Source organism: Streptomyces erythrochromogenes, assembly GCF_036170895.1.
In the GTDB taxonomy this organism is placed as follows: domain Bacteria; phylum Actinomycetota; class Actinomycetes; order Streptomycetales; family Streptomycetaceae; genus Streptomyces; species Streptomyces erythrochromogenes.
In genome coordinates, this window is the sequence record NZ_CP108036.1 from 3,262,183 (window position 1) to 3,273,542 (window position 11,360).

At 73.3% G+C, this 11,360-nt stretch carries 12 protein-coding genes; 5 read left to right on the forward strand and 7 right to left on the reverse strand.

Annotation, left to right across the window (positions count from 1 at the left end; genetic code table 11):
* Nucleotides 1-26 precede the first annotated feature (26 nt).
* Nucleotides 27-437 carry a RidA family protein gene (locus OHA91_RS14550; RefSeq protein ID WP_328739330.1) on the reverse strand — a complete coding sequence of 137 codons (411 nt, stop codon included), beginning with the start codon at nucleotides 435-437 and terminating at the stop codon, nucleotides 27-29.
* On the reverse strand, nucleotides 434-1,186 hold the full coding sequence (locus OHA91_RS14555) for an IclR family transcriptional regulator (protein WP_328739331.1): 753 nt from the start codon (nucleotides 1,184-1,186) through the stop codon (nucleotides 434-436). The genes OHA91_RS14550 and OHA91_RS14555 overlap by 4 nt, the downstream gene beginning before the upstream one ends.
* 147 nt (nucleotides 1,187-1,333) lie before the next feature.
* Between OHA91_RS14555 and OHA91_RS14560 the strand changes: the two genes are divergently transcribed.
* The 3 genes from OHA91_RS14560 to OHA91_RS14570 are packed head-to-tail and all read left to right on the forward strand — an operon-like array spanning nucleotide 1,334 to nucleotide 5,251.
* Nucleotides 1,334-2,620 (forward strand): amino acid deaminase, encoded by a 1,287-nt coding sequence (locus tag OHA91_RS14560; protein WP_031153380.1) that lies wholly within the window; start codon nucleotides 1,334-1,336, stop codon nucleotides 2,618-2,620.
* A 10-nt stretch (nucleotides 2,621-2,630) separates the two neighbouring features.
* Entirely contained in the window at nucleotides 2,631-4,211 is a 1,581-nt protein-coding gene (locus tag OHA91_RS14565) for an N-acyl-D-amino-acid deacylase family protein (RefSeq protein ID WP_328739332.1), read from the forward strand.
* Between the two features lie 23 nt (nucleotides 4,212-4,234).
* Nucleotides 4,235-5,251, forward strand: coding sequence for a YdcF family protein (locus tag OHA91_RS14570; RefSeq protein ID WP_037632972.1), 1,017 nt, complete (start codon nucleotides 4,235-4,237; stop codon nucleotides 5,249-5,251).
* An 86-nt stretch (nucleotides 5,252-5,337) separates the two neighbouring features.
* Here OHA91_RS14570 and OHA91_RS14575 read toward each other — a convergent pair whose 3' ends face one another.
* The gene (locus tag OHA91_RS14575; protein WP_031153386.1) at nucleotides 5,338-6,684 is read right to left on the reverse strand and encodes a carbohydrate-binding protein; all 1,347 of its coding nucleotides are present in this window, start codon (nucleotides 6,682-6,684) and stop codon (nucleotides 5,338-5,340) included.
* A 179-nt stretch (nucleotides 6,685-6,863) separates the two neighbouring features.
* Between OHA91_RS14575 and OHA91_RS14580 the strand changes: the two genes are divergently transcribed.
* Nucleotides 6,864-7,049 carry a hypothetical protein gene (locus OHA91_RS14580; RefSeq protein ID WP_030034983.1) on the forward strand — a complete coding sequence of 62 codons (186 nt, stop codon included), beginning with the start codon at nucleotides 6,864-6,866 and terminating at the stop codon, nucleotides 7,047-7,049.
* 106 nt (nucleotides 7,050-7,155) lie between these two features.
* On the opposite strand, the gene OHA91_RS14585 is transcribed toward OHA91_RS14580, so the two are convergent.
* Nucleotides 7,156-8,115 (reverse strand): LysR family transcriptional regulator, encoded by a 960-nt coding sequence (locus OHA91_RS14585; protein ID WP_031153389.1) that lies wholly within the window; start codon nucleotides 8,113-8,115, stop codon nucleotides 7,156-7,158.
* A 106-nt stretch (nucleotides 8,116-8,221) separates the two neighbouring features.
* Between OHA91_RS14585 and OHA91_RS14590 the strand changes: the two genes are divergently transcribed.
* Nucleotides 8,222-8,680, forward strand: a complete 459-nt coding sequence (locus OHA91_RS14590) for a nitroreductase/quinone reductase family protein (protein ID WP_266498197.1) — start codon at nucleotides 8,222-8,224, stop codon at nucleotides 8,678-8,680.
* A 59-nt stretch (nucleotides 8,681-8,739) separates the two neighbouring features.
* Here the strand turns inward: OHA91_RS14590 and OHA91_RS14595 are convergent, their stop codons facing one another.
* The 3 genes from OHA91_RS14595 to OHA91_RS14605 form a co-directional block, all read right to left on the reverse strand.
* Nucleotides 8,740-9,114 carry a hypothetical protein gene (locus OHA91_RS14595; RefSeq protein ID WP_328739333.1) on the reverse strand — a complete coding sequence of 125 codons (375 nt, stop codon included), beginning with the start codon at nucleotides 9,112-9,114 and terminating at the stop codon, nucleotides 8,740-8,742.
* Between the two features lie 99 nt (nucleotides 9,115-9,213).
* On the reverse strand, nucleotides 9,214-9,690 hold the full coding sequence (locus OHA91_RS14600; RefSeq protein ID WP_328739334.1) for a macro domain-containing protein: 477 nt from the start codon (nucleotides 9,688-9,690) through the stop codon (nucleotides 9,214-9,216).
* 1,341 nt (nucleotides 9,691-11,031) lie between these two features.
* A complete protein-coding gene (locus OHA91_RS14605; RefSeq protein ID WP_031149837.1) occupies nucleotides 11,032-11,244 on the reverse strand; it encodes a hypothetical protein in 213 nt (70 codons plus the stop codon).
* Between the last annotated feature and the right edge of the window lie 116 nt (nucleotides 11,245-11,360).

Consider the following 11,360-nt stretch of genomic DNA (forward strand, 5'->3'; position numbering starts at 1 on the left):
GGCGTCCGCTCGCGCGCGGCGGGGCCTCAGCCCAGGACGGCGAGGGCGTCGATCTCGACGAGCAGCCCGTCCGGCAGGCCCACGTACACGGTGGTGCGGGCGGCCGGGGCCTCCTTCAGGCCCTGCTCCTCGAAGTAGGCGTTGTAGATGCCGTTCATCTCCGCGAAGTGCGCCGTGTCCGTGAGGTAGACGCGGATCATCATCACGTCGTCCCAACCCGCGCCACCGGCCTCCAGGACGGAGCGGACGTTCTCCAGCGTCTGGAGGGTCTGCTCGCGCAGCGTCGGACCCGCGGGGGTCGGCGGCCGGCCGTCCACGTGCGGGAGGAAACCGACCTGGCCGGCGACCTGCAGGATGTTCCCCTTGCGTACGCCGTGCGAGAACTTCGCGGGCGCCGCGGTGTGGGTGGCGGGGGTGATGGCGGTCTTCTCGGTCACGCTGTCTCCTGTACTCCTGAATAGTCCTGGCTGATGGCACCGGCGGTGCGCAGCACCTGCGGCAGCAGTTCGAGCAGCCCCTCCGCCGGGACGACCACCCCGGGCGCGGAGACGGACAGCGCGGCGACGACCCGCCCGTCGGGACCGCGCACGGGCGCGCCCAGGCAGTTGATCGACTCCTCGTGGCCGCCGAGGTCGGCGGCCCAGCCCTGTTCCCGTACGAGGTCCAGTTCGCGCAGGAAGGCCTCGGCGTCCGGGGTGGAGCGGACGGTGTAGCGGGGGTACTCGATGCGGTGGGCGAGGGCCCGGCGTTCGGCCTCGGGGAGGTCGGCGAGGAGCAGCTTGGCGACGGCGGCGACGGTGAGGGGCACGGGCCGGCCGATACGGGAGTACATGCGCACCGGGTAGCGGCTGTCGACCTTGTCGACGTACACGACCTCGTCGTCCTGGTGCAGGGCGAGGTGAACGGTGTGCCCGGTGGCCTGGTTCAGCTCGGCCAGATGGGGGCGGGCGACCTCGCGGACGTCGAGGTTCTCGATGGCCTCGGCGGCGAGCGCGAAGAGGCGCGCGCCGAGGCGGTAGCGGCCGTCGGGGCAGCGGTAGACGAACCCGCCCTCGTTCAGGGTGCGCAGCAGGCGCAGCGCGGTGCTCTTGTGCACGCCGAGCGCGCCGGCCACGTCGCCGAGTCCGGCGGGCCCCCGCGCGAGCAGCGGCAGGATGCCGAGCGCCTTCTCGACCGACTGGCTCATCGCTTGCCCTTTCCCACGGTCGCCGCACCACCGGCCCTCCGGCGCACCGAGCAGCGTTGACCCGCCGTCACCCGGGATGTTAGACAGCATGCAGTGGTACACGCAACGACCGTTGCAGCCAACGCAACACACCCGGGAGGCATCCGCATGGCCAGCGCCAGCGACCCCGTCAAGGACCTCGCCGACGAGCCGGTGGACCACCGGTTCAAGGGACTCCCCCCGGACGCCCAGGCGGACGGCCTGACCGTCGGGCAGCTCGCGGCCCAGCGCCGGGACCTGCACGCCGGCGGGTTCACCACTCCCGTCCTGACACTCGACGCGGACGCGCTGGAGCACAACCTCGCCGCCCTCGGCACCTACGCCGCCCGCCACGACCTCGCCTTCGCGCCGCACGGCAAGACCTGCATGTCCCCGCAGCTCTTCCGCCGCCAGCTGGACCACGGCGCGTGGGGGATCACCGCCGCCGTCCCCCACCAGGCCCGCGTCTACCGCGCCTTCGGCATCCAGCGGATCTTCCTCGCCAACGAGCTCGTCGATCCGGCCGCGCTGCGCTGGGTGGCCGGTGAGCTCGCCGCCGACCCCGGCTTCCGCTTCGTCTGCTACGTCGACTCCGTGCGCGGGGTACAGCTCATGGACCGGGCCCTGCAGGGCGCCCCCGCCCGCGTCGACGTCGTCGTCGAGCTCGGTGCCGGCGAGGGCGCCCGTACCGGTGCCCGCACCGACGAGGACTGCCGCGCCGTCGCCGACGCGGTCGCCGCGACCACCACCCTGCGCCTGGTCGGCATGGCCGGCTACGAGGCCGAGGTCCCCGAAGCCGACCCCGCGCGCGTCCACGCGTACCTGCGCCGGCTGACCGCCCTCGCCGTCGAGTTCGACAAGGCCGGCCGGTTCGCGGCCGACCTCGAAGAGATCGTCGTCAGCGCCGGCGGCTCCGCCTGGTTCGACGCCGTCGCCGACGTCTTCGCCGAGCTCCCCGAGCTCTCCCGGCCCGTCCTGAAGCTGCTCCGCTCGGGCGCGTACGTCTCCCACGACCACGGCTGGTACACCCGCCTGACCCCCTTCAACCGCCACCCCGAGGAGGGCGGCCTGCGCCCGGCGTTCCGCCTGTGGACCCAGGTCGTCTCCCGCCCCTCCCCCACCCAGGCCTTCGTCAACGCGGGCAAGCGCGACATCGCCTACGACCTGGGCCTGCCCGAGGCCGAACTGGTCCGCGACCCGCTCACCGGCGAGGAGCGGCCCGCCACCGGCATCCGCGTGGTCAAGCTGTCCGACCAGCACGCCTGGCTGGAGACCGGATCGGCCGACGACGTCCAGGTCGGCGACTGGGTGGCGCTCGGCATGTCCCACCCCTGCACGATCTTCGAGAAGTGGCCGCTGATCCCGGTGGTGGAGGCCGACGGCACCGTCACCGACTACGTCCGCACCTTCTTCTAGGCACCGGCCGGTGGACCTGGTCATCCGGGGCGCCCGTGTCGTCGACGGCACGGGCGGCCCCTCGTACACCGCCGACGTCGGCGTCCACGAGGGCCGGATCGCCGCCGTCGGCAGGCTGTCCGGCGGCCGCGAGACCGTCGACGCGCACGGTCTCGCCCTGGCCCCCGGCTTCGTGGACATGCACGCCCACAGCGACCTCGCCCTGCTCCGCGACCCGGACCACAGCGCGAAGGCCGCCCAGGGCGTGACCCTCGAAGTCCTGGGCCAGGACGGCCTGTCGTACGCGCCCGTCGACGACCGGACCCTCGCCGGGGTGCGGGCCGCGATCACCGGCTGGAACGGCCCCGGCGACGACGTCGACTTCGACTGGCGCACGGTCGGCGAGTACCTCGACCGGCTGGACCGCGGCTTCGGCGGCGAGGGCATCGCCGTCAACGCCGCCTACCTCGTCCCCCAGGGCACCGTCCGCGCCCACGTCGTCGGCTGGGACGACCGCCCGGCGACCGCGGCCGAGCTGGACCGGATGCGCGCCCTCGTCGCCGACGGCCTCGCCCAGGGCGCCGTCGGCATGTCCTCCGGTCTCACCTACACCCCCGGCATGTACGCCTCCGGGGCCGAACTGACCGAACTGTGCCGGGTGGTGGCCCGGTACGGCGGCTACTACTGCCCCCACCACCGCAGCTACGGCCGGGGCGCCCTCGCCGCCTACGCCGAGATGGTCGACCTGACCCGGGAGGCGGGCTGCGCCCTGCACCTCGCGCACGCCACCATGAACTTCGGCGAGAACGAGGGCCGGGCGGGCGCACTGCTCGCCCTCCTCGACGCGGCCCTGGACGCGGGCGCCGACATCACCCTGGACAGCTACCCGTACACCCCCGGCTGCACCACCCTCGTGGCGCTGCTGCCCGGTTGGGCGAACGCGGGCGGTCCGGAGGCGGTCCTGGCCCGGCTGCGCGACGACGCCCTGGCGGAGCGGATCCGCCACGCCCTGGAGCACGAGGGCGCCGACGGCTGCCACGGCGTCCCCGTCGACTGGTCGACGATCGAGGTCTCGGGCGTCGCCGATCCCGCGTACGCCGCCCACGTCGGCACCCGCGTGGACGGCTGGGACACCGCCCGCCGGCTCCTGATCGGCGACCGGCTCGCACCGACGGTCCTCCAGCACGTCGGCCACGAGGAGAACGTCCGGGCGATCATGCGCCACCGCGCCCACACCGGCGGCTCCGACGGCATCCTCCAGGGCGCGAAGCCGCACCCGCGGGCCTACGGCACCTTTCCGCACTACCTCGGCCACTACGTCCGCGAACTCGGCCTGCTCTCCCTGGAGGAGTGCGTCGCGCACCTGTCCGGCCGGCCCGCGGCGCGGCTGCGCCTGCCCGACCGGGGCCTGGTCCGCGTGGGACACCGCGCCGACCTCGTCCTCTTCGACCCCGACACGGTCGCGGCCGGCTCCACGTACGAGCGGCCCCGCACCCTGCCCGCGGGCATCCCGCACGTCCTGATCTCGGGACGGTTCGTCATGCGCGACGGGCACCGGACCCAGGTGCTGGCAGGCCGGTCGGTGCGCAGAACCGGCCACGTTTCCCGGTAGATCCGCCGCCTACGATGGGCGCCATGGTCGCCTTCGCCCTCGCCGCCCTGCTCTTCCTCGCGTTCTGCATAAGCGTCAGACAGGACCGGCGCCGCTTCAGCAACGCCGTGCTCCTGGGGCTGACCTTCCTGACCGCCTTCTCCGCCCTCTTCCTCCAGGTGGCCAAACTTCCCTTCTGGGCGGCCGTCACGGTCGTCGTGCTCACCTTCGCCGCACCGGCGTTCGGCATCCTGGCCCTGGGCGTCCTCCTCGTCCGCAACGGCATGACGATGGTCCGCAAGGAGGGCTTCCGCCCGGCCAACCTGCTGTCGCTGCTGGCCGGCCTCGCGATCTTCGCTCTGATCGGGCTGCTGGTCCTCGTCGGCGTCGTCGGCTCCCCCGTACTGGGCGGCATCGCCGGGACCCTCACCGTCGTCGCCGGCTACATCTCCTTCGTCTTCTTCTGCTTCCTCGGCTACGCCTACCTCTACGGCCGGATCAAGGTGCGCGGCGACGTCGACCACGTGGTCATGCTGGGCTCGGGCCTGATCGGCGGGGACCGCGTGCCGCCGCTGCTGGCCTCGCGCCTGCGCAAGGGGCAGCAGATCTACGAGGTCCAACTGGCCCGCGGCGGCCGGCCGCCGGTGCTGCTGGTCTCGGGCGGCAAGGGCTCGGACGAGAAGGTCGCGGAGGCCCGGGCGATGGCGGACTGGCTGATCGCGGAGGGCGTGCCGGCGGAGCACATCGTGCTGGAGGACCGGTCCACCACGACCGAGGAGAACATGCTCTTCAGCCGGCAGATCATGGAGGCCCACGATCCGGGCTACCGGTGCGTGGTGGTCACCAACAACTTCCACGCCTTCCGGGCCGCGATGCTGGCGCGCAAGACCGGCGTGAACGGGCAGGTCCTGGGCTCTCCCACCGCGAAGTACTACTGGCCGAGCGCCACCATCCGCGAGTTCGTCGCGGTCTTCTGGGAGCACCGGACGGTCAACCTGTCGATCTGCGGCCTGCTGGCCGTCTTCGGTGCGCTCGGCACGCTGGCCGCGGTCCTCGTCTGACCGGCGGCCGCCCCGCGCGAACGGGGAAGGTGCCGTGACTCCCCCCTTGGCAGTCACGGCACCGTTCCCGGCTTCGAGCGGGTCCGTCAGACCCGCTGCCAGAGCGCCGGGACGTTCGGCGGCTCCCAGCCCGTCTGGGCCTGGTGCCCCTGGATGCAGCGGTAGGTCGAGCCGCCGTGGGTGACGGTGGCGCCGGCCGCGTAGACGGTGCCGGCCTTCCAGGTGCCGCCCGGCTCCGGCTCGGGGCCGGGCCCGGGGCCCGGGTCGCTTCCGCTGACCTTGAGGGTCAGCCCGTACGCCGACAGGATCGGGTTCAGCGGCTGGAAGAAGGTGGTCCCGCCGCTGGAGCAGTTGCCGGAGCCGCCCGAGGTCACGCCCTGGGCCTGGCTCCCGGAGATGTAGGAGCCGCCGGAGTCGCCCGGCTCGGCGCAGACCGTCGTACGGGTCACGCCGGAGATGGTGCCCTCGGGGTAGGTGACGCTGGTGTTGTGCTGCTGGATCGTGCCGCAGTGCCATCCGGTGGTCGAGCCGGACCGGCACACCGACGCCCCGACCGGCTGCAGCACCGAGCCGGCGACCTGCACGTTCGCGCCGCCGCTGCCCTTCACGTACGGGGTCGAGGACCAGTTGGCGTTCGCCGCGACCCAGGCCATGTCGTTGCCCGGGAAGACCGACGCCTGGAAGGAGCCCTGGGCGACCTGGTTGAACCCGGTGGTGGTGGTCCCGGCACGCCCGCAGTGCCCGGCGGTGGCGAAGCCGTTCACGGTCCCCTTGGTCACGGGGAACCCGACGGAGCAGCGGCCGCTGCCGTTCATGTAGTAGGCGTCCCCGCCGCGCAGGTCGTGGAGCGGACGCGGGGCCTCGGCCGTACGGACCACCGTGACCAGGGCCGCGTCGGTACCGGTGGCGGCGAGCAGCCGGGCGGCGGCCCCCGCCTCGGCCTCCTCCACGACGAGCGTGTTGGAGCGCGGGTCGACGTAGCGGACGGGGGTCGCGGGGCCCGCGGCCCGGTCCAGGGCGGCCTTGGCTCCGTCGAGGTCGGCCAGGGCTCGGGTGACGAGCTGCGCCCGGGCCCCGGTGGCCCGTATCGCGGCGGTGTCGGCGGCCCGGGTCGTCGCCACGGTGAGTACGGCGGAGTCGGCACCGTCCACCCAGGCCCCGGCGAAGGCGGCGCCGAGCCGGTCCCGGAGGCGGGCGGCGGTGGCCCCGGCCTCGGCTTCGTGTGCGAGACGGGCCTTGGCCTGCGTGGGGGTCAGGCCGAGGTCGCGCTGCATGGCGGCGAGCAGCTCGGGGGCGGCGTCGGCGGTGCGCAGGGTGGCGGCTGCCGAGGGCACTGCGGGGGCGGGGTCGGCGGTGGCGCCGCCCGTCCCGGCCAGCAGCAGCCCGGCGGCGGCCAGGGCGGTACACGCCGCGCGGGCGTGTCGCTTGAGCATGGGGGATCTCCTCGGTTTCCGGTGGGGGTCTGCGGAAACCGTAGAAATCCGAACCTGCCCGCGGGAGCTGCCGGTTGGCCCCTCCCCCGGTGTTATGCCCGCGGCCCCGCGGCGGCCGACGTGCGTTCATGGGGCGGCGGCCGGAGTATGGGGCCAGGGGAATACGTAGGAGGTACGCGATGGTCAGTGAACCCGACGAGCAGCCCACGCGGTCGGACCGGCTCTTCACGGGCGGGGAACGGCCGTACGACCCCGAGGACCTCGTGATGGCGACAGGCCACGACCCGACTCCGGAGCGGGTCGAGAAGGCCCGCAAGTTGATCGAGAAGGAGGGCCCGCAGGTCATCGAGCGCTACCTGCCGTAGCCGCCCGAAGGCTGCCCCACCCGCCCCGGCCCCGCCCTCCAGCCTCGCCGGCGATCGAGGCGCGGGTCCGGGGCGGAGCCGTTCGTCCAGCCCCGCCGCAGCCCGGCTAGGCGGCAGGCGACGGCGCGGCCGCCCGCAGGCCCGACCCCCCGGCCGCCCTCGCCAGAGCCTCCGCATGCGCGGCCCTCGCATGGCCCAGCACATCGGCAGCCCGCGCAGCGACCCGCGCGGCGGGATGCCACCCGAGCACGTGCCGCCACACCAGCGGCGTCCCGGCGAGCGGCCGCGTGACCACCCCCGGGGTCACCGGGAAGGTGGCCCGGCACAGGCCGACGGCCCGCCCCACCTGCACCAGGTGCACACAGGAGGCGGTGTCGGTCTCGTAGACGCAGGCGGGCGTGAATCCCGCCCGCACGCAGGCCGCGGCGAAGCAGTCGCCGAAGCACCCGTCGCCGGGGACGTCCGTCCACGCCTCGGCGGCCAGCTCGGCCAGCTCCACCGACTCCCGCGGGGCCCGGGCCAGGGCCAGCGGGTGGTCCTCGGCCAGCATCACGTGCACCGGGTCGCGCGCCACCTCCATCCAGGCGAGCCGTCCCGGCTCGGGCGGCGCGCTCTCCCCGCAGACGCCGACCAGCGCGAAGTCCAGCCGCCCGTCGGCGACGCTCCCGGCGACCTCCTTCTCCGACCAGGAGGTGTACGTCGTCACCGGCACACCGGGCTCCCCGCGCGCGAGCCGGTCCACGAGTGCGCCGAGGAGCGGTCCGTGCGTCCCGCCGAGGCGGTAGCCCGGCGCCCCCTGCCGGGCGAACCGCTGGGCCTCCTCCTGGAGCTCGCACACCGCGGGCAGCAGCACTCGCGCCCGCTCCAGTACCAGCTCCCCGAGCGCGGTGGGCCGTACGCCCTCCCGCCCGCGCACGAACAGCATGCCGCCCAGCGCCCGCTCGATCCGCTTCAGCTGCGTACTGAGCGCGGGCTGCGCCAGGCCGAGCGCGGTGGCGGCCCGGGTCAGGCTGCCGGCGTCGGCGACGGCCCTGACGATCTTGAGGTGCCTCAGCTCCAGATCCATACGAGGAGCTTGGTTCAGACCTATAGACGTGCGCTATGGGTCGTACGCATCCAGAATCGTTAATGCTCGTTAGCCGCCAGGGGGCCACAACCCTAAGGACAGGTAAATGCACACACTCGAAGTCGACTGGGACCACCCCACGGACCCGCGACCCGGTCCGCAGCTCGACCATGTCCGCGCCTACGTCAGCACCGCCGGCGCCGACGGGCACCTCTGGCACGGAGTCCCCACCCTGCTGCTCACCACGCTCGACCGCGCCACGGACACCACGGTACGCACCCCGCTGATCTACGGCGAGGACGAGGGCCGCTTCCTCGTCGTGGCCTCCGCCGACGGCGCCCCGGACCACCCCCGCTGGTACCGCAACCTCACCGCCCACCCGGAGGTCCGCCTCCAGGTCGGCGCCGCCGTCATCGAGGCGACGGCGCACACCGCCACCGCGACGGAACGGGAGGTGTACTGGGAGATGATGACCGCCCTCTGGCCCCCCTTCGAGGACGACCAGGCCGCCGCCCGCCCCCGCGAGATCCCCCTGGTGATCCTGGAACGCCTCCCCGGCCGCTAGGCCGCCTCTTCCGGATCCTGCCGGGCGGCGCGGGCCCGGCAGGATCCGAAAGAGACGACCTAGCGGGTGCCCTTGCGGGGCTCGTCCCGGACCTCGAACCGCACCGAGCGCACCCTGAGGTGGTCGGTCGCGGGCCGGCCCATGGGGCGCAGCCGCCACTCGGAGCCCGCGCAGTCGGCGTCGGCGTAGACGGTCGCCCAGGAGTCGGTCTGGTTCTGCGGTGCGTAGCCGGATTCCACGTCGTCGGAGCCGACGGCGTAGAGGTTGATGCACTCGCCGCTGTCCGGATCGTCCAGGATCACGCGCTGCTCCTGGCCGAAGTCGTCCGTGTACTTGTAGTGGAACTGGCCTTCGGCGGCCAGGGCCGAACCGGGCAGGGAGAGGACCAGCGCGCAGGCTGCGACCGCGGCGGCCGCGGCATTGCGGAGCTTCATCGGGGAAACCCTTCGGAGGGGACCGGGAGGTCTGCGGGCACGACCCTAGGAGGGCCGCCCGCGGAGAATCGATCCTCCGAAAGCCGTCGGCGTGGCGGATCAGCCGTGGTCGTAGACGGTCACCGCCACGCCGCGCTCGCACAGCGCCCCGGTGATCAGCGGCTCGACCCGCGACCAGCTGCCGCCCGCGAGCCCACAGCCGATCCTCGGCATGTGCACGCCCGCGCCCAGCTCCACGGCATGCCCGGCCAGCGCGGCCAGACAGCGCTCCAGGGCGTCGTAGCGGATCGGCGGGCCGCCGCTCCCGATGCGCATCCCGCGCTGTCCGACCATGTTGGCCACCCACACGTCGGGCTTCACCCGCACCACCTGCACGGCGCCCAGCCCGAAGTCGTTGCCACTGCGCCCCCGGTGCCAGGCCCGGTACGCGGCCTCCGGCTCGGGCCACCGCTTCGAGACGGCCAGCACGAAGCCCTTCCCCCACCCGCCGAGGTCGTTGCAAACGTGGGCGATGATCTTGGGCCCCTTGGCCTGGGGACTCGTAGCGTCCCCCGCGATGATCCTCAACGGCTTCATGACCCGAAGGTAAGCCGCCCCGCCGACAACGCCGAAGGCAATAAGGGCCGAGCGCGACCAAGGCAGGCCGATCGGGCGGTCCAGCCCGATCGGGCCGATCGGGCCGGACCGGCACCCGAGGTGTGCGGGGTGGTGTGGGGGCGGTGTTTCGGCGGGGCGGGATCAGGGATGTGCTGGGGGTTTCCCGTCAGTCCCATCGTCTCTCCGGTTCGTGCCGGTCCCTCAAGGGCGCTCCTTCGTCGCGTCGCTTCGCGATGTCGCTGCGCTCCACCCTTGACCGCCCGTCCCGCCCCGGAAATCCGAAAGACTGCCGGGAAGCCCCCAAAGGGACGGGCCGGGGGATCAAGACACCATCGGGGCGGCGCCCTGCCCGGGCGGAGCCCGGTGCGCCCCAGATCGCTACGCGCTCCTCACGGCTCGGCGTCTGCCAGCCTCTGCGGCTGGACATAGGCCGCCATCGATCGCTACGCGCTCCTCGATCACGCGACTGCAGACCGTCTGGGGCTGGTAATAGGCCGCAGGGGCCCGATTCGCTCCTCATAGACGGCGTTCGAGGGCGGTCTGGGGGAGGAAAAGCGCCAGATGACGGCTGAGGCGATGCCAATCCAGGTGTAGGTGGATGCGCGCCCCAAAGAGCCGACAGATTGCCCCAGTTGCCCCCATATGGGCGGGCAAGTGGGATGCCACCTCGCCCTTGATGGGGGTTGGCATCGACTCAGCCGATGGATCACCCTCCCACCCCTCCAATCCACCCCTCCCAGCCCCGAACAAGGGCCGGACGCAGTCTCGGAGAAGCGCGTAGCGATCGATGGCGGCCTATGTCCAGCCCAAGAGGCTCGCAGACGCCTTCCGACAGGAGCGCGTAGCGATTTGGGGCGGCCTATGTCCAGCCCAAGGGGCCCGCGGACGCCGTCGGGCAGGAGCGCGTAGCGATTGGAGGCGCACCGGGCTCCGCCCGGGCAGGGCACCGCCCCGATGGTGTCTTGATCCCCCGGCCCGTCCCTCTGGGGGCTTCCCGGCAGTCTTTCGGATTTCCGGGGCGGGACGGTCGGTCAAGGGTGGAGCGCAGCGACATCGCGAAGCGACGCGACCGAAGGGAGCGCCCTTGACGGGCCGGCACGAACCGGAGAGACGATGGGACTGACGGGAAACCCCCAGCACATCCCTGATCCCGCCCCGCCGAAACACCGCCCCACACCACCGCAGCGCCCTCCCTGTCCCGCCCCACCGGCTTCCGCCGCACTCCCACGCCGCCGCACCCTGGGGGCGGGTGGGCAACCACCGCCCCGGGGCGCGGGGGCCGCGGGGGTGAAGGCCCCGCCCGCGGGGAGCCCGTACCCCTCAGAGGTACTCGCGGGCGAACTCCACCGCCCACTCGACCGCGGCCACCGGGACGCTGCCCGCCGCGGGGTCGATGGTCAGGCGGGCGTCCTCCCAGCCGCGGCCGTGCTCGCGGAAGATCGCGAAGTGCCCCTCCTCCGGGGTTCCCTCCGGCCTGACCAGGAACTCGATCGCCCGGTCGTCGCCATCCGTGCCGATCGTGGTGATCGCCATGTCACCGACTAGGAACTCCACTGCCCCGCGCCCCTCACTCGCCGCCGCTTCAGGCATCGCTCGCTCGCTCGCATCGCTCGCCCTGGTTCAGGACTCCACCCTCCCCCGCGGGCCCG